The organism is Streptomyces specialis, from assembly GCF_001493375.1.
Lineage (GTDB): Bacteria > Actinomycetota > Actinomycetes > Streptomycetales > Streptomycetaceae > Streptomyces > Streptomyces specialis.
The window spans coordinates 158,417-179,869 of record NZ_LN929895.1; the positions used below are offsets into that span (position 1 = coordinate 158,417).

A 21,453-nucleotide genomic window follows, 5' to 3' on the forward strand; every position below is an offset into this window, starting at 1 on the left:
TTGCGTCACCCCGTCACGCGGCAGCGTAGTTGATGGCCACCGGCCGGAAATCACCGCCCCGGGACGGGTCATCGGCCGCTCGGCTGGGTGCCGGCCCGCCAGAAACGCCAGTTGGCGTCCAGCACGTCGGCGTTGCGCTGCTCCCACTCGGTGGCCGCGCGGACCGCGTCGGCCGGACAGGCCCAGGGCCGGCCGCGGCCGGCCAGCGGGCGGAGCCTGAGCCGCGCACCGGTCCGGCCGGTGATCCGGCCGATCCTGCCACTCCTCATGTCGACCACGCATGCGTCGTCAGCCCAGGCCATCACGGCTCCCTCGCGTTCCGTTCCGCGTTGTGCCGGGGACCACTGTGGGGGCTTTCCGTGTCGGCCGGTGACGTCTTTCCGCCGCCTTGCGCAACGGAAAACTCCTTCGGGGGACGCCCACGGGGTGAGAAAGGTCCACGCGTTCGACCCCGCGACCGTGAGCGGACATGGGAGGCTGCGACCCTGGGAGCGCGGAGGAACGGCCCGCGCGACCACCACCGTGACCGCGACCGAAAGCGAGGACGCCCGCCCCCATGAGCCCGATAAACCTGGAGAAGGTCACCGCCACCGCCCCCGATCTGGTGGACCTGTACAAGTCGGCGGGCGTCAGCCTCGGCAAGCGGCGGCTGCTGGGCGTGCGCGCCGCCGTGTATCTCGTCCTGGACCGGTCCGGCTCGATGAAGTCCTTCTACCAGGACGGCACCGTGCAGCACCTGGCCGAGCAAGTGCTGAGCCTGGCCGCGCACTTCGACGACGACGGCGTGGTGCCGACCGTCTTCTTCTCCACCGACGTCCACACCCGCGCCGATCTCGTGCTGGGCGCGCACCGGGGGCGGGTCGCCGAGATCCACGAGGGCCTGGGGCACATGGGGAGGACGTTCTACGCCAAGGCGATGCGGGCCGTCCTCGACCACTACCAGGCGTCCGGCACGAAGGACCCGGCGTTCGTCGTCTTCCAGACGGACGGCGCCCCCAAGGACAAGGGCGCCACGGCGGCGCTGCTCGCGGAGGTCTCTACGCTGCCGCTGTTCTGGCAGTTCGTCGGCTTCGGCGACGACCCGTTCACCTTCCTGCGCAGGCTGGACGAGTTGTCCGGCCGCGCCGTGGACAACGCCGGGTTCTTCGCGGCCGGTGCCGACCCGCGCGCCGTGCCGGCCGAGGAGTTGTACGACGCGCTGATGAACGAGTTCCCGCAGTGGCTGGCCTCGGCGCGCGCCGCCGGCGTGCTGCCCGCCTGACGGCCGGGAGGCGGCGGTGACGCACACGGTCGCGGTGGTCGCCCTGGAGGGCGTCATCCCCTTCGATCTGGCCACGCCCGTCGAGTCGTTCGGCCGGGCGGCCATGCTGCCGGGAGGCGTTCCGGCCTACCGGGTGGTCGTCTGCGGCACGGTCGCCGAGGTGGACGCGGGCCTGTTCACGCTCCGGGTCCCGCACGGCCTGGAGGCGCTGGCCACGGCCGACACCGTCGTGCTGCCCGGCGTCGCCGACCCGCTCGCGCCCGTGCCGGAGGAGTTGACCGTCGCGCTGCGGGCGGCGGCGGACCGGGGCGCGCGGATCGCGACGATCTGCGTCGGCACGTTCGTCCTCGCCGCGACGGGGCTGCTGGACGGGCTGCGCGCCACCACCCACTGGCTGGGGACGGCGGAACTGGCCCGCCGCTACCCGCGGATCACGGTGGACCCGGACGTTCTGTACGTGGACAACGGGCAGTTCCTCACCTCGGCCGGCGCGGCGGCCGGGCTGGACCTGTGCCTGCACATGATCCGCCGCGACCACGGCTCGGCGGTCGCCGCCGACGCGGCCCGTTTCTCCGTGATGCCGCTCGAACGGGACGGCGGGCAGGCGCAGTTCATCGCCCACCCGGAGCCCGACCCGGACGGTGCCTCGCTGGAGCCGGTGCTGCGGTGGATGCGGGAGAACGCCCACCGCGAGCTGCGGCTGGACGACATCGCCCGCCGCGCCAAACTGTCGCCGCGCACCCTCAACCGGCGCTTCCGCGAGCAGACCGGGACCACGCCGTTGCAGTGGCTGTACCGGGCGCGTGTCCGGCGGGCGCAGTATCTGCTGGAGACGACGGGCGACTCGGTCGAACGGATCGCGCGCCAGGTGGGGTTCGGCTCGCCGACGGCGTTCCGCGACAAGTTCAAGTCCCTGGTGGGCACCAGCCCCCTGGGCTACCGGCGGACGTTCCGGGCGTCGTCGTCCTGAACGGCGGGCCGGGTCCGCAGCGCCCACAGTCCGCCGACGCCGGGCACGAACACGCGCGGGCGCGCGGCCCTGGGCATGTCCTCGCCGGTGAACGCGGCGGCGATGGCGACGAGATACGCCGACCCGTGCACCGGTCCGGCGACCGAGGCGACCGTCGCGTGGTGGACGGTGAGCAGGTTCCCCAGCAGGACGGCCAGTGACACGGCCTCGACGACGGCGGCGGCGCGCAGCAGCGGCGACATGGTGTCACGCTCCCGTCGAGGAGCCGGGGCGGACGATCATCAGGACGACGACGATCGTCCACAGCAGGTTGAACACGCCGGTGGTCATGCCGAGCCGGGCGGTGTTCGCGGGTCCTCCGGCGAGGGCGGTGCGCTGGGCGGGCAGCACGGCGGCGAACAGGACGGCGGCGGCGACGGCCGTCAGCGCCATGGCCACCAGCAGCCACGCGTCGGTGAGGACGTCCATGCTGAGCGCGGTCGCCAGCCCGAAGACGGGCACGGTGACGCCGAACACCGCGTAGACCCGGCAGACGCGGTGCAGCACGGCGGCGACCGCGGGATTCCCGCCGTCGCGGACGGAGGCGGGGAACATGCTGGCCGCGACGGTCACCGGTCCGACGGCGACGATCGCGGCGAGGACGTGGATGCTGAGCAGGAACTTGGACACGGTGGTGACCGTAATCCCGCAGGTCAGACCCTGGAAGTGGCAAGAATGCCGGAGTTCGACGGATTCCCGCCAGGCCCCGGGGTGACGGAGCCGGGCGGCGTCCTCACCGGGGCGGCGCGGTGAGGCCGTCGAGGACGCGGTCCAGGCCCCAGCGGAACTGGTCGGTGGTGACGTACCGGGCCATGACGTCCGCGCCGGCGGCGGTGCGCGGGTAGGTGTCGGCGGGGACCGCGTCGAAGGCCGCCCGGCGGGCCGCGACGCGGTCGGTGTCTGTCACTTATACACATTTCCCGGCCCCTGAGACAAGCAGAAAGGTTGTATACCGGCTTCTGGTTGAAAAAAAAAGAAGGTAGCAAGCGTTATCCGGAATTATTGGGCGTACAGCGCGCGTCTGCGGTGTGCTGGCGAGTTGGTCGCTCGATTGTTCAAGTTCGGGGCGGACACCCGGGATGGGTTGGCAACCCCTTTGGTGGGGAGCGTGAGAGGTGTATAGGAGGCAGGGGGCGGGTCGGGTCGAGTTCGGCGGCCTCCAGCGCGACCGAGCCGAGGACGTGGACGATCAGCACGTACGAGGCGCGGGCGGCGTCGCGTTCGCCGAGGCCGCCCTCGGCGAGGAGTCCGAGCAGCGCCTCGCCGAGGGCGAGGGCGCGGGGTCCGTCCATGGGCGCGCCGAGCAGCACGGCGGTGGCGCCGGGGTGGGCCAGCAGGCGGGACCGCAGCCGCAGGGCGAGGTCGTGCAGCCGCTGCCGCCAGGGCACGGCCGGGTCGGTCAGGGCATCGAGGTCGTACTCGCCGAGGAGGCGGTCGGCCATGGCCCGCAGGACGGCGGCCTTGTCGGGGAAATACGTGTAGAGCGCGTTGGGCGCGCACCCGGTCTCGGCGGCGATGGCCCGCATCGAGACGGCGTCGGCGCCGCCCCGGTCGAGCAGCCGCAGGGCCGCCTCCACGATCGCGTCCTCGGTCAGGGTGCGCCGCGGACCGGGCCGTCCGCGCTGGGCCTTCGTCATCGGGGACCTCCTCTTGACTCGATCACTGTACGCCGTCCAGAATCTCTGTACGCCGTACAGTCTGTACGGCGTACAGAGATATTCCGTACCGTCGCGTACGGACAGGAGGAGGGGCCTGTCATGCCCACGAGGTCCGCGCACACCGTCACCGGCGCGCTGCTCATCGGCGGCGCCTTGATCGTCAACGCCGCGTTCGTCCTGCTGGGCGGGGCGTTCGACTACCCGGACGTGCTCCAGCGGCCGGGCGCGGAGGTGCTCACCCGCTTCCACGCCGACGCGCCGCTGATCGCCGCCCTGTTCACCCTGCTCGCGCTCGGCGCCGCGACGCTCGCGCCCATCGCCCTGCGCACGGCGCGGCTGGCCGGCGGGGGGCGTACGGCGCGGGCCGCCGCGGTCACCGGCGTGGCCGCCGCCGCGGTGCAGGTGGCCGGGCTGCTGCGCTGGCCGCTGCTCGTCCCGCCGCTGGCCGCCCGCGCGGCCGACCCCACCCGCCCGGCCGCCGAACGGGCGGACGCGGTGGACCGGTTCGAGACGTTCCACACCGTGCTGGGACAGCTCGTCGGGGAGACCCTCGGCTATCTGCTCACGGCCGCCTGGACCGTCCTGATCGTGACCGCGCTGCGCCGCGCCTCGCTCATCGGCCGCCCGGTCGCCGTACTGGCCCTGGTCTCCGTGCCGTTGATCCTGGCCGGACTGCTGGTGCCGCTGGGCGCGCCCGGCGCCGACCTGGCCAACTTCGCCGGGTACGTGCTCTGGAGCCTGTGGCTGATCGCGCTGGGCGCCGGGTTCCTGCGCCGCCGGACCCGGTGAGGAGGCTCACGGCCCGGCGGCGCCGTGCGGCAGGGGCTGCTCGGCCCAGACCGTCTTCCCGGCGTGCCCGTAGCGGGAGCCCCAGCGTTCGGCGAGCTGCGCGACGAGGAACAGGCCGCGCCCGCCCTCGTCACCGACCCGGGCGCGGCGCATCCTCGGCTGCGTGTTGCTGCGGTCCGACACCTCGGTCACCAGCACGTGGTCACGGATCAGCCGCACCCGGTACGGGCCCTCGGCGTGCCGGATCGCGTTGGTGACCAGCTCGCTGACGATGAGCTCGGTGGTGAACGACAACGCCTCCAGGCCCCACGCCACCACCCGTCCCGTGACCGCCCGGCGGACCTCCGCCAGCGACGCCGGGTCGCTGGCGACGTCCCAGTCGGCGACGGTGTCGGGGCCGAGACCCCGCCCCCGCGCCAGCAGCAGCGTCACGTCGTCACGGCGCGGCGGGTCGGTGGCGCCGGCCAGCAGCTCCCGGACGACCGTGTCGAGCGGCGCGCCGGGCCCCAGGGCGGCGAGGTGCCGCGTCACGCGCCGGGTGCCGGCCTCGGTGTCGGGGCCGTGCAGCGCGGTCAGGCCGTTGGTGTGGAGCGCCAGCACGGTGCCGGGTTCCAGACGGGTCTCGGTGACCTCGAACGGCATGCCGCCGACGCCGAGCAGCGGCCCGGGGTCGAGGGGGACCAGCTCGGTCGCGCCGTCCGGGCGGAGCAGGACCGGCGCCGGGTGCCCGGCGGAGGCCATCGCGCACTCGTGGGTGACCGGGTCGTACACGGCGTACAGCAGCGTGCCGCCGACGCTGTCGCGGTCCCGGGGCGCGGCCTCGGCGGCCAGCCGCTGCACCAGATCGTCCAGGTGCGTGAGCAGCTCCCCCGGGTCCAGCTCCAGATCGGCCAGCGTCTGCACGGCGGTCCGCAGCCGCCCCATCGTCGCCGTGGCGTGCAGCCCGTGCCCGATCACGTCCCCCACCACCAGCGCCACCCGCAGCGACGGCAGCGGGATCACGTCGAACCAGTCCCCGCCGATCCCGGCCCCGCCCCCGGCCGGCACGTACCCGCCGACCGTCTCGGCGCCCGGCGTGTCCCGGGTGGCGCGCGGCAGCAGCCGCTGCTGGAGCGCGGTCGCGGCCCGGTGCTCCCGCCGGTACCTGCGGGCGTTGTCCACGGCGATCGCCGCCCGGGAGACGATCTCCCGCAGCAGCTCCACGTCCTCGTCGGTGAACGTCTCCGGCTGCCGCCCGGTGCGCCACAGCAGCACCATGCCGAGGAGCAGCCCGCGCGCGAAGAGCGGGCCGACCGCCACCGAGTGCCCGTCCTCCGGGACGTACGCCCGCACGAGTTCGGGATCGCCCAGCCAGTGGATGGCGGCCTCCCGGTCGGACACCATGATCGTCCCGCCGTGCTGGACCTCCCGGGTCTCCGGGCTGTCGGGCAGCGGCGGCATCGCCGCCCCCAGGGGCAGCAGCGTCGCGGGCCACGGGCCGGACGAGGAGCCGACCGCGCCCCGCCGCTGGTGCTGGTCGCCGCCGCCGGTGATGGCGGGCGGGTCGTCCCCCCGCAGCACGGCCTCGGCCAGGGAGACGCTCACCAGATCGGCCATCGAGGGCAGCAGGACGTCCACGAGGTCCTCGGCGGTGCCGACGACGTCGAGGGAACGGCCGATGCGGATCGCGGCCTGGTACCGGGCCTCGTAGTGCCGGCGGCGGCGCCGTTTCCCCATCGGGTCCATGTAGAGGACGACGACGCCCGCCGCGCGGCCGGTGGCGTCGTCCAGGCAGAGCGCCGCGTGCGGGGCGCGGACCCGTTCCTCCCAGCCGACGGCCCGGTCGCCGGTGTCCAGGACCCGCCGCAGGGCCGTCTTCTCGACCTCGGTGTCCGGCGGCGACATCAGGTCGCACAGGCCGCGCCCGACGGCCGCGGACAGGCCGCGGGGCGGGGCGTCGGCGTTGGCGCGGACGACCCGCAGGTCCCCGTTGAGGATGGCGGCCCCGACCCGGTGCGGGCCGAGGAGGGCGCGCACCAGGGTCGCGGCCCGGTCGCCCTCCCGGCCGGGGGTCAGGCTGCGCTCCGCGACGGCCAGCAGCAGGAACTCGGGCCCCTCGCCGCCGCCGACCAGGCGCATCGTGCGCAGCGCCACCGCCACCTCGCGCCCGGAGCGGTGCCGCAGCAGCGCCGGGCCCGGCGGGGGAACGCCCGCGCCACCCGGCCCGTCCTGACCCGGGGCACCCGCGAACAGGTCGGCCGCGGGACGGCCGCAGACCTCGGCCGCCGTCCGCCCGGTGACGGTGACCGCGTCCCTGGACCACCACCGGACCACCCCGTGCCCGTCGAGCACGGCGGTGACCATGTCGTCCAGCATCGAGGGTTCCGCCGGGGGCACGTCCGTCACATTCCCGCTCCCTCGCCCTCGACGCCGCGCAACGCGATCCCACGGCCATCATGAGCGCGCCGCATCGGCCCGGCCCGCGTTCGGCGGCCGAACGGTGGACGCGGGTCAGCGCGGCGTCCCGGCCCGCCAGTGGTAGAGGGTCATGGCGACGCTGGTGGCCAGGTTGTAGCTGGAGACGCCGGGCCGCATCGGCAGCGAGACCAGCTCCGTCGCCCGCGCCCGGGTCGCGTCGGACAGTCCCGCCCGTTCCGAGCCGAAGGCCAGGACCGCGCCCGGGACCGGGCGGACCGAGGCGATGTCCCGTCCGGCCGGGTCGAGGGCGTACAACGGCCCGTCCGGCGGGGACGCCGCGTCGCGGCGGCTGACCGGCAGCGCGTAGTGCAGGCCCGCGGCGGCGCGCAGGACCGCGGGGTGCCAGGGGTCGGCGGTGCCGGTGGTGACGACGCCCGCCGCCGCCATGCCCGCCGCCAGCCGGATCACCGCGCCCATGTTCCCGAGGTGGCGCGGGTCGTCCAGCAGCACCACGGGCGCGGTGCGCCCGGGGGCGGCGGCCGGGGGGCGCGGGTCGGGAACGGCGAGGGCGGCGACGCCCGTCGGGTGCGGGCGGGGGACCAGCCGGCGCAGGCCCTCCGCGCCGGTCTCGGTCAGCAGCGCGTCCAGCGGCCCGGCCAGGTCGGGGGCCAGCCGGCGGGCCCGGCCCAGCGCGGCGGCCTTGTCGGCCGCCACCGCCAGCGGGACCCGCGCGCCGAAGCGCAGCGCGTGCTTCAGCGCGTGGAAACCGTCCAGCAGCACGGTGTCCTGGGCGAGTTCGCGCCAGCGGTCGTCGGTCACTTCGCCCAGGCCGGGGCGCGGTCCTGCCGCTCCGGCTCCCGGGCGGCCCCGGCCCCTCCCGGTTCGGGCGGCGTGCGCCGCAGGCGGCGGCGCACCGGCTCGGTGACGCGCCGGGCGCGGCTGCCGAGCCACAGCAGGAACGCGGGGGGCAGGAAGACGCTGTCCATCGAGATCATCGCCAGCGAGAAGAACGGCAGCCCGAGGAGGACCGCGATCCCGATGTGCTCCCCGATCATCAGCACCAGCAGGATGTTCTTCGCGCGCCGGTTCAGCAGCGTGAACGGGAACATCACCTGCATGAAGACCGTGGCGTAGGTGAGGGCCATGATGATCGGCCCGCTGTCGACCAGGATCTTCGTGACCTCGGGCCACACGTTGAAGTAGTCGAGCTGCATCGGGTAGTAGACCGCCGTGCCGTCCTGCCAGCGCGAGCCCTGGATCTTGTACCAGCCGGCCGTGGAGTAGATGACGCAGACCTCGGCCATGATCACCAACAGGGCCGCGTTGTGGACCACGTTGGCGACGATGTCGGAGACGAGGCGCGGCTCGCCCGGCGCATGGCGGCGGATCAGCCACCAGAAGCCGTGCACCAGCCACATGCCGGTGAAGAACGCGGTCCATATGCCGCTATCCAGTTCGCCGCTGATCAGCGTCGCCGTCAGCAGCACGCCCATCACGGCCCACAGCGCGATGCCCACCGGGTCGGCGCCGGGACGCCCGTTCTCGCGGATCTCCCGCTCCTCGCGGCGCGCGCGGCGCGCGTCCAGCGACCAGACCTGGCCGCAGCGGGTGAGGACCAGGTACATCGCCATCAGGTGGATGACGTTGTCGCCGCCGTCGCCGAGGAAGATGCTGCGGTTCTGGAGCGACAGCACGCCCACCATGAACAGCAGGGACATCGCCCGCGTCCGCCACCCCAGCAGCAGGCCGACGCAGGAGAGGATCACCAGGTGGTAGACCAGCTCGAACCAGAGCGTCGAGTCCGACCACAGCAGCACGGTCAACGCGCCGTTGCCGGAGACGTGCCGGGTCGCGAGGTCGAAGCCCCACGGCGCGTCGGGCCCGTACATCACGTGCCGGTGCTGCCACTCGTGCAGCAGGAACAGCAGCACCGTGGTGGCGAAGCCGATGCGGACGATCGCCGTCTGGTACGGGCCGAGGGCGCGCCGGGTGATGTGGCCGACGCCGCGGCCGAGGGCGGCGTCGAAGCTCCTGCCGAGGCCGCGGAACGGCGACGGCGGGTCGGCCGGGCCGTCCGCCGGAGCCGCCGGGGTCTCCCGGGAACGCTGCGGGGGAACGGTCACGGCTGCTCTCCTTCGTCGTCCTGGGCCAGGGCGCCCCGCGGGAGGTCCTCGGTGGTGACGACCCACCAGTCGAGTTCCTCGTAGGACGTGGCGGTGTCGAAGTCCTCGCGGCGCCAGGCCGGCGACGGGACGCGGGCGGTGGACGAGCGGAGCTGGACGCGTTCGACGTCGTCGAGGTCCACGTCCGTCGCCTCGCCCAGCCGCATCAGCGCGATGCGGTGCACGAAGCTCGCCGACAGCTCGCCGCGCTGGCCGACCGGGTCGCCGTTCTCGTCGTGGGAGCCGACGTAGAAGTCCCAGGCCCGGCGCGTCAGGTTCTGCGCGGTGTGGCTCGGCAGCAGGTTGTGCCGGATGCCCTCGACGTCGAGGGCGCCGAGGTCGAGCCACTCGGTGACCCGGGTCCCGCCGTCCTCCTCACGCACCTCGGCCCGGACCGACAGACCCTCCTGGCGCTGGAGGGGGTTGGGCGCGAACAGCTTCCAGTTCTGCTCGAACTCCGGGTAGATGTAGCCCTGGACGGTGTCCTGGTAGTCCTCGCTGAGCGTGTTGGACGGGGCCACGAAGAGGAAGATCATGGTCAGGTGCCAGACCGTGAGGACGGCCATGGCGCCGACCGCGACGGCGATGATCATCCGGGCGGGCAGGGACAGCGCCCCCAGCCTGACGGATTCCGTCGGCACGTACGCGGTCCGGACCGCGCGGAGGGCGTCGTGTTCGGCGTCGTGCTCCGGTGCCGGGTCGGATGGCAGCATGCTTCGGCTCGTTCCACAGGACTACGGGTCTGCTCAAGGGTTGACCCGTGAACCGTACCTGCCACCGGGCCGCGTTGGCAGGCCCGGTGCCGGACACCACGGCACACCCCTGCCCCGTGCCGCCCTGCCCCGCCCTAGGGTGGGGCCATGAGTCGCGCGAGCGAGATCTCCATCTTCACCGAGATGACCGAGCTGGCCGCCCGCACCGGCGCGGTCAACCTCGGGCAGGGCGTGCCCGAACTCGACGCGCCGCCCGCCCTGCTGGCCGACGTGTCCGCCGCGGTGCTGGCCGGCCGGAACCAGTACCCGCCCGCGTCCGGCTTCCCCGCCCTGCGCGAGGCGGTCGCCGCGCACCAGCGCGCGCACTACGGCCTGGAGTACGCGCCGGACGGCGAGGTGCTGGTGACGACGGGCGCGACCGAGGCGCTGGCCTCGGCGTTCCTGGCGCTGACCGGGCCGGGGGACGACGTCGTCACGTTCGACCCCTGCTACGACGCCTATCCGGCGGGCGTGCGGCTGGCCGGCGCCCGGCTGGTGCCCGTGCCGCTGGCCGCCGACGGCGACGGATTCGCGCTGGACGCGGACGCGCTGCGCGCCGCCGTCGCCGGCGCGCGCCGCCCCAGGCTGCTGGTGCTGAACTCGCCGCACAACCCGACCGGCAAGGTCTTCACGCCCGCCGAGCTGGCGACGGTCGCCGAGGTCTGCCGCGCCCACGATCTGACGGTGGTCACCGACGAGGTGTACGAGCACCTGGTGTACGACGGCGGGCGGCACGTGCCGATCGCGACGCTGCCCGGGATGCGGGAGCGGACGCTGGTGATCTCGTCGGCCGGCAAGACGTTCAACGCCACCGGCTGGAAAGTCGGCTGGGTCTGCGGGCCGGCGCGGCTGGTGGCGGCGGTCGCCGGGGTCAAGCAGTGGCTGACGTACGCCTCGGGCACCCCGTACCAGGAGGCCATCGCGCGGGCGCTGGGCTCGGTGCGGGAGTGGTCGGCGGGGCTGCGCGCGACGCTCACCGCCAACCGGGACCTGCTGGCCGCGGGCCTGACCGAGGCGGGGCTGCGGCCCTACCGGGCCGACGCGGGCTACTTCGTGCAGGCCGACATCAGGCCATGGGGGTTCACGGACGGGTCGGGGTTCTGCCGTGAGCTGCCGGAGCTGGCCGGGGTGGTGGCGATCCCGACCTCGGCGTTCCGGCCGGGCGCGGACCCGGCGCCGTGGCTGGTGCGCTTCTCGTTCTGCAAGCGGCCGGAGTCGATCCGCACGGCGGTGGAACGGCTGGCCGCCGCCCCGGCCGGGGTCACGCGACGAACGGCTCCCCCGCGTCGCTGACCAGCGCCCGGCCCGAGTCCTCCCAGGCGTGCAGGCCGCCGTGCACGTTGGCCGCGTCCAGGCCCTGCCGCACCAGGTACGCGGTGACCTGCGCGGACCGGCCGCCGACCTTGCACACCACGTACAGCCGCTGGTCCCCGGCGTGCTCGGTGATCTCGTCGATCCGCTCCACGACCTGCCCGATGGGGATGTGCAGCGAGCCCGCCACGTGACCCGCGGCCCACTCGTCCGGCTCGCGGACGTCGAGCAGCGGGGCGCCCTCGGGCACGGCGTCGGCCGTGACGGCCGGAAGTGCGAAGCTCATGCCCCGACCCTACCGGGCGAGCAGGGTGGCCAGTTCGGCTTCCTTCCCGGTGACCCGGCGGCGCAGCTCCTCGGCGATCTCGGCGAGCATGGCGTCGGGGTCGTCGCCCGCCATCCGCAGCATGGAGCCGATGGCGCTGTCCTCCAGCGCGGCGGCGGCGTCGGCCAGGAGTTCCTTGCGCTCGGCCAGCCACTCCAGGCGCGCGTACAGCTCCCCGGCCGGGTCGTGCTCGGGCGCGCGGGCGGGCCCCGGGCCGCCGCGTTCCCATTCGGCGGCCAGCTCGCGCAGGGTGTCCTCCTCGCCGCGCGCGTACGCCTGGTTGACGCGGGTGAGGAAGGCGTCGCGGCGGTCGCGCTCGGTGGCGTCGGTCACCAGATCGGGGTGGCAGCGGCGGACCAGCTCGCGGTAGAGGCGGCGGGCCTCCTCGCCGGGCCGGACCCGGGGCGGCTCCTGGACGGACTGGCCGGTGAGCATGGCGTACGCCTCGGGTCCGAAGCCGTCGGCGTCGAGCCAGCCCTGGAACAGTTCGGCGACGCCCGGCATGGGGGCGACGGCGGCGCGGGCCTCACGGGCGCGGCGCAGGTCCTCGGGGGCGCCGGTGCGGTCGGCGACGGCCTCGGCGATCAGGGCGTCCAGCTCCTCCAGCCGCGCGTAGAGCGGGCCGAGGCGCTGCTCGTGGAGCCGGGAGAAGTTCTCCACCTCGATCCGGAAGGTCTCCACCGCGATCTCGAACTCGATGAGCGCGGTCTCGGCGGCGCGGACCGCGCGCTCCAGCCGGGCGGTCGCCTCGTCGGCCCCGGCCGGGCTTCCCGTCTCGCTGTCGTCCATCACCCGGCCAGACTATGCGCCGGGCGGCGCCGCACTGAGCCGGGTCGGTCGCCGGGTCGGTCGCCGGGTCAGGGGCGGAACTCGTCGGGGCAGTTCTTGGCGTCCTCGGGCAGGTGCGACTCGGCCCAGCGGGTCAGCTCGGCCAGGGCCGGGCGCAGCCCGAGGCCCGCGTCGGTGAGCCGGTAGCTGACGCGCAGCGGGGGGCCTTCCTGCACATGGCGGGTGACCAGGCCGGCGTGGGTCAGCTCGCTGAGCCGGTCGGACAGCATGCGCTCGCTGATGCCGGGGACGGCGCGCTTCAGCTCGGCGAAGTGGCCGGGGCCGCTCATGAGGGCGGCGATGACGACGCCGGTCCAGCGTTTGCCGAGCAGCGCGAAGACGCGCCGGAGCGCGGACTCCGGGACCGCGCAGAGCCCGTCGTCCGCGCACTCCCCGGTCCCGGTCCCGTTCTCGCCGTCTCTCGCCGCGTCGGCCTCCAGCATGATTTCAGCCTACCCGAAGGAGAGTGGATGCAGAAAAGTAAGTTCATGTGTTATTACTAGTACCGCACGGGCTTGCAGTACCTAATCTACTTGGTCCGCTTGATCTACTCGTTGGAGCACCCCATGGCCACGCTTCTGCACCTCGACTCCTCCCTGAACGGCGAGAACTCCGTCTCCCGCGACGTCACGCGCACCTTCCGCACGGCGTGGGAGGAGCAGCACCCCGAGGGCACCGTCGTCTACCGCGATCTCGCCGCCTCGCCGCTGCCCCACATCGACGCCGGCGCGTACTACGCCTCCTTCACCCCCGCCGACCAGCACACCCCGGAGCAGCGCGCGCAGTTCGCGCTCCGCGACGAGCTGGCCCGCGAGCTGGAGACGGCGGACGCCGTGGTGATCGGCGCCCCGCTGTACAACTACGCGATCGCCTCCTCGCTCAAGGCGTGGCTGGACCACGTGATCATCATCGGCCGGAACGCGTCCACCGCGGACTCCCCGCTCACCGGCAAGCCGGTCGTCGTCGTCTCCAGCCGCGGCGGCTCCTACGCCCCGGGCACCCCCCAGGAGGGCAACGACTTCGCCGAGCCGCACCTGCGGTTCGTCCTCGGCACCGCCCTCGGCATGGACGTGCAGTTCGTCGTTCCCGAGCTGACCCTGGCCCGGACGACCCCGGCCATGGCGCACCTCACCGACGCGGCCGACGCCTCCCTGGCCCAGGCCCACGAGGAGGCCCGCGCCAAGGCCAAGGCGCTGGCGGCGCGGCTCGCGGGCTGAGCCGCGCGGGTCCTACCGGGCGGCGGGGCGGCTCAGCCCGGCGGGCCGGTCCGCGCCCTGGCCCGGCATGCGCGGGGCGGCGGCGGACCGCCGTCCCGGCACGTCCCGCAGGTGCCGCACCAGGCGCCCCGCGGTGAACGACACGCCGTGCACGAACCGCATCGCCGGGCCGAAGGACGGCGCGCTCAGCAGCCCGGCGAAGAACAGCCCCGCCCGGGACGACTCGAACCCCCCGCTCAGCGCCGGCGCCCGCGTGCCGCGCACGGTCCGCAGGCCCTCGCGCAGCGCCGGGTCCAGCAGGTCGAGCCGCCGCAGATCGGGCACGAACCCGGTCGCGGCGATCACATGCCCGGTCTGATACGTCTCGGGGTTGCCCCCGGCCGAGGCCACCGTCAGCCGTACGCCGGACCCGGCCGGCTCGGCGCGCAGCACCCGCAGACCGAGCCGCACCGGAACGACGCCCTCGAACCGTTCGCGCAGCCACCAGGCGCCGGCCGGGCCGAGGGCCGTGGCCACGACCCGCGCGCGGGCCGCCTCCGGCAGGCGGCGCACCGCCCACGGCAGCTCGGACCACACCCATGTCGTCCAGCCGGTGCCGAGCCCGCTGTGCGGGGCGCGCAGCGCGGCGAGCGCGCGGCGCCGCAACGGCACGGGCGGGGTGTTCCAGCGCAGCCGCGTGGCGCGTGCCACGACGGTGGGCCTGGCCCCGGCCTCGGCCAGCAGCGCGGCGGTCTCCAGGGCCGCCTGCCCGGCGCCGACGACTGTCACGTCCACGCCCCGGAAGCGGCCGAGGTCGCGGTGGTCGCTGCTGTGCGAGGCGAGGGGTCCCGGCAGCCCGCGCAGCGCGCCCGGCAGGTGGCCGAACGGCATGACGCCGACCGCCAGCGCCACGTTCCGGGCGGTCAGCGTCCCGCCGTCCGCCGTCCGCACCACGAAGCCGCCGTCGCGCGGGGCCACGGCGGTGACCTCCCGTTCCTCCACGGGCAGCGGCAGCCCCTGGGCGAACCACGTGCCGTACCGGGCGAACGTGTCCACCGGCAGCGGGACGCCGTGCTCCGCGCGCAGGCCCTGATCGGCGCAGTAGGCGGCGAGGGTCCGCCGCCGGCCCGGCTCGGACAGGTCGGTGGCCCACGGCTCCGACTTCAGGAACATCCCGGCCGGCATGTGGTCGCGCCAGGACGCCATCGGGCGGCCCAGGACCCGCGCGTCCAGCCCGGCCGCCGCGGCGTGGGCGGCGACCGACAGTCCGTACGGGCCGGCGCCCACCACTACGAGGTCATGCATGTCGCCTCACCGCTCACTCTCGTCTCGTGCTTCTGGTGCTTCCCGGGGTCGTGCGGCCGGTGCCCCCCGGACGTCACGGGCATCCGGCTCCGCGGGCCGGGGCGCGCCGCCCCTCCGGCCGCGCCCGCCAGCCGCCGCCCGAGGGACAGCGCGCCCCGGCCCAGCCAGCCGCCGGTCATCGCGAGGAACGGCGCCGGGTCGTCGGCCGCGAACCACGCCCACTCCACCTCCCGGCGCCCGGCAGCGACCGTGCCGCGCGGGAGGCGCCCGCCCGCGGCCAGGGCGGCGAGCGGCCCGTAGTTCTCCGCCACGAAGACCCGCCCGGCGACGGGCCGTCCTGGCCGCACCGGCCGGCCGGTCAGGTCGAGGTGCAGGGCGCGGACCACGTCGAGCCCGGAGCCGTCCGTGAACAGCCGGAACTGCGCGCCGGGTCGCGGGTTGAAGCCCAGCAGGTGGTGGACGCCGGTCGCGGCGTCGCGCCGGAAGTCGAGGTCCGCCACGCCCCGGAAGCCCAGGTGCCGGGCCAGCCGCCGCGCCACCGCCGCGATCTCCGGGCTCGGCCGCCCGCTCCCCACCGCCGTCAGCCCCGCCCGCACCGGCCAGGACAGCTCCTTGCGGCCGGTGCCGCCCATCAGGCACTCGCCGCCGGCCCCGAAGCAGCCGTGGAAGAACCAGTCCGCGCCCGGCCCCCCGGGCACCAGCCGCTGGAGCAGCAGCCGGCTGCCCGCCAGCGGCGCCGCCCGGAACAGCTCGCGCGCCTGCGCGGCACTCGTCACCAGCGTCGTGCTGCGCAGCCCGCCGCCCGGCGGCAGCAGCCACGGGCGGCTCCACTTGGCGACGGTGGGCAGCCCCAGGCCGGTGACGGCCGCCGCCGCCTCGGCCGCGCTGGACGGCATCAGGGTGGTCGGGTGCGGCACCCCCGACCGGGCGCACAGCGCCGCCAGTTCCGCCTTGTCCGCGACGCGCTCGGCCAGCCCGTCCGGCAGCGCGGGCAGCAGGAACCGGCCGCCCAGCCGGCCCGCCAGCCGCGCGGCCGTGACCGCGCCCACGTCGTCCATCGGGATCAGGACGGCGGGCCGCCCGATGCGCGCGGCGGCGGCGAGCAGCGCCCGTTCCACGTCCGCGGCGGACGCGGGGTCACCGGTGAAGACGTGGGCGCGCCGCAGGAAACGGGAGCGGCCGAGCGGCGTGCCCGGTCGCTCCACGAAGGCGTGCACCTCGACCCCGGCCCGCCCCAGCGACCTGACCGCGCCCAGCGAACCGTGGTGGAACGGGTTGCGGTCGAGCCGGAGCAGCAGGGCGGGCACCTCGGTGTCGAGCGGTGACATGCCACCGATCCTCCCCGGCGGGTACCGGCCCGGTGGGCGACGCCTCGATCGGCCTACGGGAAAGCGTTCCCCCGGCGCATTGAAAGGATCGTGTGCTTAATGCGGTGGCGGCACGGGCGAGCATGCCGGGCGGGACCGCACGAACGGGTGAAGTTGCCTTGCTTTGCTGTCATTTGGAGCGATGGTCTGTTTACCGTCCGGTGCATGGATGAACAGCGCGAAGCTCCCGGCGGCCGGGCTCCCCGCGAGGGCGCCATCGACATCGACGACTTCGTCCACGCGGCCACCGGGACCCGGGTGCGGCGGCTGACGATGCCGGACGGCACCCACTGGTTCCCGGCGGCGGACGTGCTCCGCGCGCTGGGGTACGCCAACCCCGACAGGACGTTCAGGGAGCAGGTCCCGGCGGAGGCCCGCACCTCGCTCGCGGCCCTCACCGAGCGGTACGGTGTCGCCGTTCCGCCGGGTCAACGGCTCAGGAAGTCCCTGCGCATGGTGGACCTGGCCGGGCTGCTGGTCCTGGTGGCCGGCTCCACCGAGCCGGCCACGCGGCCCTTCAAGCGGTGGGTCGCGCGGGTCATCGCGACCGTCCGGCGCGAGGGGTCCTACGCCCTCGACGAGGCCGAGATCCAGCCCGCCGCCGCGTCCGGGGCGCCCGCCGCCCACGCGATGCCCCGGGAGGTCGCCGACGCCCTCGTCCGGCTGGAGCGGCAGGCCCTGGACGGCGACGGGACGACCGTCGACGTGCCGCGGACCGTCGCCGAGGCGCAGCGGCGGTCGGTGCTGGCGATGCGGGATGTGATGGTGGACGTCGCCCGTTCCATGTCCCGGCTGGCGGACTCGGTGGAGGATCTGGTCGACCGGATGCCGCCGCGCCCCGCCGCACCGCCCGCCGAGCCGCGCGTGCCGCGCCGGGGCGGGCCCGTGCTCAGCGCCGGGCAGGTGCTGACGGCCTGGCGGGCGCGGCTGACCGTCACCGACGACGCGTGGGCCGTCGCCGTGCTCCTGGCCCCCGCGCTGGCCGAGCGCGGCGAGGTCCGGCTCGGCGTCGGGACGATCGCCGCCCGGACCGGCCTCACCCCGGACCGGGCGCGCGACGGCCTGCGCTCCCTGCTGGAGCACGAGTGCATCCGGCGGATCGGCACCGTGCACGACACCCCCGTGTACGAACTGCGCCGCGCCTAGCCGTTCAGGCGATGATCCCCGCGTCGCGGGCGGCCTTCAGCCAGGAGGGGAACTCCGACAGCAGCCGGTCGTACAGCTCCCCGTCCGGGACCCCGCCGATGTCGTCCACCGAGAAGAAGCCGACGTTGTCGATGGCGCGGCCCGGGAGGGTGTCGAAGCGTTCCAGGACGCCGTAGTTGGCGCGGCCGAGACCGACGAACTGCCAGAACACGGGCTCGGCCGCTGCCGCCCGGAGCTGGGCCTCGATCTCCCGGTCGCGGTAGACGCCGCCGTCGGAGAAGAAGAGGACGAGGGTCGGCACGGCGGCCGGGTTCTCCCGGACGAAGGCGCGGACCTCCTCGATGACCTTCTGCTCCTCGTTCTGGATGCCCACGGCCTTCATGTCGACCTGTCCGGGCGCCAGGTCCCGGCCCGGCCGCTTGCGGCGGCCCCCGAAGAGGCTCAGCTCGCCGACCCGGACGTGGAGCCCGAGCCAGTGGGGCAGTTCGGGAAGGCGCAGGTCGGGCAGGCGGGCGGGCCGGGAGGCGAAGGTCCACGCCTGCATCTCGCCGTCGTCGTCCAGCGCGGCGGCGACGGCCGCCATCCGTTCCACGACGTCCGCGACGACGCCGTCCCGGTAGAGCGCGGTCATCGAGCCGGACGCGTCGAGGACGAGCACGACCCGCGCCCGCACGCCGGGCACGCCGTGCTTGCCGAGGCTGACGGCGACCTTCTCCTTGCGCAGCGACAGCCGCTTGCGCATGTCCACCGGCAGCCGCTCCAGGGACGGTTCGGCCGAAGCCGAAGCTGGCGCCGGGGTCGGGGGCCGACGCGGTGGAGGTCGATCTCGCCGCCCTGGAGCCGGGCGTGGAGCGGGTGGTCCTCGCGGCCTCGGCGGACGGCGGGACGTTCGGGCAGGTCAGCGGGTTGCGGCTGACGCTGTCGGACGCCGGGACCGGGGCGGAGGTCGCGGTGTTCGACATGGCGGCGACCACGGAGACGGCGTTTGTGAGCGGCGAGCTGTACCGGCGGGCCGGCGCGNGCGCTGCTGCTCGGCGCGGACGGACGGGTGCGCGGGGACGGCGACTTCGTCTTCTACAACCAGCCCCGGCACGCGTCCGGCGCCGTGCGGCACACGGGGAAGCGGTCGGGGGCCGACGCGGTGGAGGTCGATCTCGCCGCCCTGGAGCCGGGCGTGGAGCGGGTGGTCCTCGCGGCCTCGGCGGACGGCGGGACGTTCGGGCAGGTCAGCGGGTTGCGGCTGACGCTGTCGGACGCCGGGACCGGGGCGGAGGTCGCGGTGTTCGACATGGCGGCGACCACGGAGACGGCGTTTGTGAGCGGCGAGCTGTACCGGCGGGCCGGCGCGTGGAAGTTCCGCGCGGTGGGCCAGGGGTACGCCTCCGGACCTGTCTCTTTTTCACATCTTCCCGCCCCCGAGACCGGCAGGAAACTCGTTTGCCGTCTTTTGCTTTTAAACCAACAACCTACACAACTAAACATATAATATATATCTGCTCACTGAAACAATTAAAACGTCATGCACGTGATATTTCAGTGAGCAGATATATATTATATGTTTAGTTGTGTAGGTTGTTGGTTTAAAAGCAAAAGACGGCAAACGAGTTTCCTGCCGGTCTCGGGGGCGGGGAGATGTGAAAAAGAGACAGGTCCGGAGGCGTACCCCTGGCCCACCGCGCGGAACTTCCACGCGCCGGCCCGCCGGTACAGCTCGCCGCTCACAAACGCCGTCTCCGTGGTCGCCGCCATGTCGAACACCGCGACCTCCGCCCCGGTCCCGGCGTCCGACAGCGTCAGCCGCAACCCGCTGACCTGCCCGAACGTCCCGCCGTCCGCCGAGGCCGCGAGGACCACCCGCTCCACGCCCGGCTCCAGGGCGGCGAGATCGACCTCCACCGCGTCGGCCCCCGACCGCTTCCCCGTGTGCCGCACGGCGCCGGACGCGTGCCGGGGCTGGTTGTAGAAGACGAAGTCGCCGTCCCCGCGCACCCGTCCGTCCGCGCCGAGCAGCAGCGCCGACGCGTCCACGTCCGGCGTCCCCGCACCGCCCACCGACCACGACAACACCGCGCGCACCGACGCGGCACCCACCGGAACGTTCGCACCCTTGCTGAGGGACATGGCAGTCATGCGGCCAAGTGTGCCCGAGGGGACCGGCGTCACGGCCCCGGACCGTCGTGGAGCGGGGCCACGACGGTCGGGGCGGGCCGCGCGACGCCGGTGGTCAGTCCGCCATGGGCAGGTAGACCCGCCCCCCGGCCTCCGCGAACTCCCGTGACTTGGCGAGCATTCCGGCCTCGACCTCCGCGTCGCTCAACTCCCCGGCCCCGTCGGGCGCGAAGCGCTCCGCGATGCCGCGGCTGATCTTCATCGAGCAGAACTTCGGGCCGCACATCGAGCAGAAGTGCGCCGTCTTGGCCGGCTCGGCCGGGAGGGTCTCGTCATGGAACGCGCGGGCCGTGTCCGGATCGAGGGAGAGGTTGAACTGGTCCTCCCAGCGGAACTCGAAGCGCGCGTCGGACAGGGCGTCGTCCCAGACCTGGGCGCCGGGGTGCCCCTTGGCCAGGTCGGCGGCGTGGGCGGCGATCTTGTACGTGATCACGCCGGTCTTCACGTCGTCCTTGTCCGGCAGGCCCAGGTGCTCCTTGGGCGTGACGTAGCAGAGCATCGCCGTGCCCCACCAGCCGATCATCGCCGCGCCGATGCCGGAGGTGATGTGGTCGTACCCGGGGGCGACGTCCGTCGTCAGCGGGCCGAGGGTGTAGAACGGCGCCTCCTCGCACAGCTCCTGCTGGAGGTCGATGTTCTCCTTGATCTTGTGCATCGGGACGTGCCCGGGGCCCTCGATCATCGTCTGCACGTCATGTGCCTTGGCGACCTTGGTGAGTTCGGCCAGCGTCCGCAACTCCGAGAACTGCGCCTCGTCGTTGGCGTCCGCGATGGAACCCGGACGGAGGCCGTCGCCGAGCGAGAAGGTGATGTCGTACGCGCGGAGGATCTCGCACAGCTCCTCGAAGTGCGTGTACAGGAAGCTCTCCTGATGGTGCGCCAGACACCAGGCGGCCATGATGGAGCCGCCGCGCGAGACGATGCCCGTCTTGCGGCGCGCGGTCAGCGGGATGTAGCGCAGCAGCACGCCCGCGTGGACCGTCATGTAGTCGACGCCCTGCTCGGCCTGCGCGACGACGGTGTCCCGGTACAGCTCCCAGCTCAGGTCCTCGGCCCGGCCGCCGGCCTTCTCCAGGGCCTCGTACAGCGGCACGGTGCCCACGGGGACCGGCGAGTTGCGCAGCACCCACTCGCGGGTGGTGTGGATGTCGCGGCCGGTGGAGAGGTCCATGACCGTGTCGGCACCCCACCGGGTGGCCCAGGTCATCTTCTCGACCTCCTCCTCGACGGAGGAAGTGACCGCGGAGTTGCCGATGTTGGCGTTGACCTTCACCAGGAAGTTCTTGCCGATGATCATCGGCTCGCTCTCCGGGTGGTTGACGTTCACCGGCAGCACCGCCCGGCCCGCCGCGATCTCGTCGCGGACGAACTCCGGAGGGCGGTTCTCCCGGATGGCCACGAACTCCATCTCCGGGGTGATCTCCCCGCGCCGCGCGTACGCCAGTTGCGTGACGGCGGGCGTCCCGTCCGCGCGGCGCTCGGCGATCCAGTCGCCCCGCAGCGGCGGCAGGCCCCGGCGGACGTCGGTGGTGACGGCCGGATCGGTGTACGGGCCGGAGGTGTCGTACAGAGTGACGGAGTTGCCGTCCGTCAGGTGCACCCGCCGCACGGGGACCCGCAGATCGGGACGGCTTCCGGTGATATATCCCTTGTGTGAACCGATGACAGGCGTGCTGATGCGTGCGTCGTCCTGCGTGGTCATCAGATCTACTCCCTACGCCGGCATTACCCGGTAACAGGTTCGGCGGTCGGCGCGGCGTCAGCGCCCTCTCAGCCCC

At 74.1% G+C, this 21,453-nt stretch carries 21 protein-coding genes and 4 pseudogenes; 8 read left to right on the plus strand and 17 right to left on the minus strand.

Features of this window, described 5'->3' with window-relative positions; translation table 11 throughout:
• Positions 1-68 precede the first annotated feature (68 nt).
• Positions 69-302 carry a hypothetical protein gene (locus BN2279_RS15440; RefSeq protein WP_059009963.1) on the minus strand — a complete coding sequence of 78 codons (234 nt, stop codon included), beginning with the start codon at positions 300-302 and terminating at the stop codon, positions 69-71.
• Positions 303-556: 254 nt separating this feature from the next.
• Between BN2279_RS15440 and BN2279_RS15445 the strand changes: the two genes are divergently transcribed.
• Together BN2279_RS15445 and BN2279_RS15450 are read left to right on the plus strand one after the other, a co-directional pair.
• The gene (locus BN2279_RS15445; protein ID WP_059009965.1) at positions 557-1,261 is read left to right on the plus strand and encodes a VWA domain-containing protein; all 705 of its coding nucleotides are present in this window, start codon (positions 557-559) and stop codon (positions 1,259-1,261) included.
• 16 nt (positions 1,262-1,277) lie between these two features.
• Positions 1,278-2,231, plus strand: coding sequence for a GlxA family transcriptional regulator (locus BN2279_RS15450; protein ID WP_059009967.1), 954 nt, complete (start codon positions 1,278-1,280; stop codon positions 2,229-2,231).
• On the opposite strand, the gene BN2279_RS15455 is transcribed toward BN2279_RS15450, so the two are convergent.
• From BN2279_RS15455 to BN2279_RS15465, 4 genes are all read right to left on the minus strand, one after another.
• Positions 2,198-2,473 (minus strand): DUF3817 domain-containing protein, encoded by a 276-nt coding sequence (locus BN2279_RS15455; RefSeq protein ID WP_059009969.1) that lies wholly within the window; start codon positions 2,471-2,473, stop codon positions 2,198-2,200. The two genes, BN2279_RS15450 and BN2279_RS15455, sit on opposite strands and share 34 nt — an antisense overlap.
• 4 nt (positions 2,474-2,477) lie before the next feature.
• On the minus strand, positions 2,478-2,900 hold the full coding sequence (locus BN2279_RS15460; protein WP_059009971.1) for a hypothetical protein: 423 nt from the start codon (positions 2,898-2,900) through the stop codon (positions 2,478-2,480).
• 103 nt (positions 2,901-3,003) lie between these two features.
• Positions 3,004-3,177: a hypothetical protein gene (locus tag BN2279_RS29375; RefSeq protein WP_159037227.1), complete on the minus strand. Its 174-nt coding sequence runs from the start codon at positions 3,175-3,177 to the stop codon at positions 3,004-3,006.
• Positions 3,178-3,325: 148 nt separating this feature from the next.
• Positions 3,326-3,907: a TetR/AcrR family transcriptional regulator gene (locus BN2279_RS15465; RefSeq protein WP_059009974.1), complete on the minus strand. Its 582-nt coding sequence runs from the start codon at positions 3,905-3,907 to the stop codon at positions 3,326-3,328.
• A 120-nt stretch (positions 3,908-4,027) separates the two neighbouring features.
• Between BN2279_RS15465 and BN2279_RS15470 the strand changes: the two genes are divergently transcribed.
• Complete coding sequence (locus BN2279_RS15470; protein WP_059009976.1) at positions 4,028-4,717, plus strand: DUF4386 family protein; 690 nt, start codon at positions 4,028-4,030, stop codon at positions 4,715-4,717.
• Between the two features lie 6 nt (positions 4,718-4,723).
• Here the strand turns inward: BN2279_RS15470 and BN2279_RS15475 are convergent, their stop codons facing one another.
• The 4 genes from BN2279_RS15475 to BN2279_RS15490 all read right to left on the minus strand — a co-directional run bounded on the left by BN2279_RS15475 (position 4,724) and on the right by BN2279_RS15490 (position 9,989).
• Positions 4,724-7,102 (minus strand): ATP-binding SpoIIE family protein phosphatase, encoded by a 2,379-nt coding sequence (locus tag BN2279_RS15475; protein ID WP_324612838.1) that lies wholly within the window; start codon positions 7,100-7,102, stop codon positions 4,724-4,726.
• 105 nt (positions 7,103-7,207) lie between these two features.
• Positions 7,208-7,933, minus strand: coding sequence for a TrmH family RNA methyltransferase (locus BN2279_RS15480; RefSeq protein WP_059009978.1), 726 nt, complete (start codon positions 7,931-7,933; stop codon positions 7,208-7,210).
• On the minus strand, positions 7,930-9,237 hold the full coding sequence (locus BN2279_RS15485; protein WP_059009980.1) for an HTTM domain-containing protein: 1,308 nt from the start codon (positions 9,235-9,237) through the stop codon (positions 7,930-7,932). Before BN2279_RS15485 ends, BN2279_RS15480 begins: the two co-directional genes overlap by 4 nt.
• Entirely contained in the window at positions 9,234-9,989 is a 756-nt protein-coding gene (locus BN2279_RS15490) for a DUF5819 family protein (RefSeq protein ID WP_059009982.1), read from the minus strand. The genes BN2279_RS15485 and BN2279_RS15490 overlap by 4 nt, the downstream gene beginning before the upstream one ends.
• A gap of 147 nt (positions 9,990-10,136) precedes the next feature.
• Here BN2279_RS15490 and BN2279_RS15495 point away from each other — a divergent pair, with 147 nt between their 5' ends.
• Positions 10,137-11,321, plus strand: coding sequence for an aminotransferase class I/II-fold pyridoxal phosphate-dependent enzyme (locus tag BN2279_RS15495; RefSeq protein WP_059009985.1), 1,185 nt, complete (start codon positions 10,137-10,139; stop codon positions 11,319-11,321).
• Here BN2279_RS15495 and BN2279_RS15500 read toward each other — a convergent pair.
• The 3 genes from BN2279_RS15500 to BN2279_RS15510 all read right to left on the minus strand — a co-directional run bounded on the left by BN2279_RS15500 (position 11,290) and on the right by BN2279_RS15510 (position 12,935).
• Positions 11,290-11,625 carry a rhodanese-like domain-containing protein gene (locus tag BN2279_RS15500; RefSeq protein WP_059009987.1) on the minus strand — a complete coding sequence of 112 codons (336 nt, stop codon included), beginning with the start codon at positions 11,623-11,625 and terminating at the stop codon, positions 11,290-11,292. The genes BN2279_RS15495 and BN2279_RS15500 overlap by 32 nt on opposite strands.
• A 9-nt stretch (positions 11,626-11,634) precedes the next feature.
• A complete protein-coding gene (locus tag BN2279_RS15505; RefSeq protein ID WP_059009989.1) occupies positions 11,635-12,453 on the minus strand; it encodes a J domain-containing protein in 819 nt (272 codons plus the stop codon).
• A gap of 68 nt (positions 12,454-12,521) precedes the next feature.
• Positions 12,522-12,935 (minus strand): winged helix-turn-helix transcriptional regulator, encoded by a 414-nt coding sequence (locus BN2279_RS15510; RefSeq protein WP_059009991.1) that lies wholly within the window; start codon positions 12,933-12,935, stop codon positions 12,522-12,524.
• 123 nt (positions 12,936-13,058) lie between these two features.
• On the opposite strand from BN2279_RS15510, the gene BN2279_RS15515 reads away from it, so the two are divergent.
• A complete protein-coding gene (locus BN2279_RS15515; protein WP_059009992.1) occupies positions 13,059-13,709 on the plus strand; it encodes an FMN-dependent NADH-azoreductase in 651 nt (216 codons plus the stop codon).
• A 12-nt stretch (positions 13,710-13,721) separates the two neighbouring features.
• Here BN2279_RS15515 and BN2279_RS15520 read toward each other — a convergent pair whose 3' ends face one another.
• The gene (locus BN2279_RS15520) at positions 13,722-14,993 is read right to left on the minus strand and encodes an NAD(P)-binding domain-containing protein (RefSeq protein ID WP_059009995.1); all 1,272 of its coding nucleotides are present in this window, start codon (positions 14,991-14,993) and stop codon (positions 13,722-13,724) included.
• A complete protein-coding gene (locus tag BN2279_RS15525) occupies positions 14,978-16,321 on the minus strand; it encodes a carboxylate--amine ligase (protein ID WP_059009997.1) in 1,344 nt (447 codons plus the stop codon). The genes BN2279_RS15520 and BN2279_RS15525 overlap by 16 nt, the downstream gene beginning before the upstream one ends.
• A gap of 204 nt (positions 16,322-16,525) precedes the next feature.
• Between BN2279_RS15525 and BN2279_RS15530 the strand changes: the two genes are divergently transcribed.
• Complete coding sequence (locus tag BN2279_RS15530; RefSeq protein WP_059009999.1) at positions 16,526-17,506, plus strand: BRO-N domain-containing protein; 981 nt, start codon at positions 16,526-16,528, stop codon at positions 17,504-17,506.
• A 4-nt stretch (positions 17,507-17,510) separates the two neighbouring features.
• Here BN2279_RS15530 and BN2279_RS15535 read toward each other — a convergent pair.
• A pseudogene (locus BN2279_RS15535) lies at positions 17,511-18,359 on the minus strand (vWA domain-containing protein); the annotation flags it as partial.
• A gap of 2 nt (positions 18,360-18,361) precedes the next feature.
• Between BN2279_RS15535 and BN2279_RS31500 the strand changes: the two are divergent.
• Together BN2279_RS31500 and BN2279_RS15540 are read left to right on the plus strand one after the other, a co-directional pair.
• Positions 18,362-18,466: pseudogene (locus tag BN2279_RS31500) on the plus strand (hypothetical protein); the annotation flags it as partial.
• Between the two features lie 64 nt (positions 18,467-18,530).
• Positions 18,531-18,893, plus strand: a pseudogene (locus BN2279_RS15540) (TerD family protein); the annotation flags it as partial.
• A 263-nt stretch (positions 18,894-19,156) separates the two neighbouring features.
• On the opposite strand, the pseudogene BN2279_RS15545 reads toward BN2279_RS15540, so the two are convergent.
• Positions 19,157-19,636 (minus strand): annotated as a pseudogene (locus BN2279_RS15545) (TerD family protein); the annotation flags it as partial.
• A gap of 94 nt (positions 19,637-19,730) precedes the next feature.
• Positions 19,731-21,377: a phosphomethylpyrimidine synthase ThiC gene (gene thiC / locus BN2279_RS15550; protein WP_059010003.1), complete on the minus strand. Its 1,647-nt coding sequence runs from the start codon at positions 21,375-21,377 to the stop codon at positions 19,731-19,733.
• Positions 21,378-21,453: the final 76 nt, after the last annotated feature.

Excerpts from the sequence above, each read along its gene's own strand:
- BN2279_RS15510 (WP_059009991.1), bottom strand. The coding sequence starts at position 12,935 with ATGCTGGAGGCCGACGCGGCGAGAGACGGCGAGAACGGGACCGGGACC.
- BN2279_RS15440 (WP_059009963.1), bottom strand. The coding sequence starts at position 302 with ATGGCCTGGGCTGACGACGCATGCGTGGTCGACATGAGGAGTGGCAGG.
- BN2279_RS15500 (WP_059009987.1), bottom strand. The coding sequence starts at position 11,625 with ATGAGCTTCGCACTTCCGGCCGTCACGGCCGACGCCGTGCCCGAGGGC.
- BN2279_RS15445 (WP_059009965.1), top strand. The coding sequence starts at position 557 with ATGAGCCCGATAAACCTGGAGAAGGTCACCGCCACCGCCCCCGATCTG.
- BN2279_RS15455 (WP_059009969.1), bottom strand. The coding sequence starts at position 2,473 with ATGTCGCCGCTGCTGCGCGCCGCCGCCGTCGTCGAGGCCGTGTCACTG.
- BN2279_RS15490 (WP_059009982.1), bottom strand. The coding sequence starts at position 9,989 with ATGCTGCCATCCGACCCGGCACCGGAGCACGACGCCGAACACGACGCC.
- BN2279_RS15520 (WP_059009995.1), bottom strand. The coding sequence starts at position 14,993 with ATGCATGACCTCGTAGTGGTGGGCGCCGGCCCGTACGGACTGTCGGTC.
- BN2279_RS15505 (WP_059009989.1), bottom strand. The coding sequence starts at position 12,453 with ATGGACGACAGCGAGACGGGAAGCCCGGCCGGGGCCGACGAGGCGACC.
- BN2279_RS15530 (WP_059009999.1), top strand. The coding sequence starts at position 16,526 with ATGGATGAACAGCGCGAAGCTCCCGGCGGCCGGGCTCCCCGCGAGGGC.
- BN2279_RS15465 (WP_059009974.1), bottom strand. The coding sequence starts at position 3,907 with ATGACGAAGGCCCAGCGCGGACGGCCCGGTCCGCGGCGCACCCTGACC.
- BN2279_RS15515 (WP_059009992.1), top strand. The coding sequence starts at position 13,059 with ATGGCCACGCTTCTGCACCTCGACTCCTCCCTGAACGGCGAGAACTCC.
- BN2279_RS15495 (WP_059009985.1), top strand. The coding sequence starts at position 10,137 with ATGAGTCGCGCGAGCGAGATCTCCATCTTCACCGAGATGACCGAGCTG.
- thiC (WP_059010003.1), bottom strand. The coding sequence starts at position 21,377 with ATGACCACGCAGGACGACGCACGCATCAGCACGCCTGTCATCGGTTCA.
- BN2279_RS15525 (WP_059009997.1), bottom strand. The coding sequence starts at position 16,321 with ATGTCACCGCTCGACACCGAGGTGCCCGCCCTGCTGCTCCGGCTCGAC.
- BN2279_RS15470 (WP_059009976.1), top strand. The coding sequence starts at position 4,028 with ATGCCCACGAGGTCCGCGCACACCGTCACCGGCGCGCTGCTCATCGGC.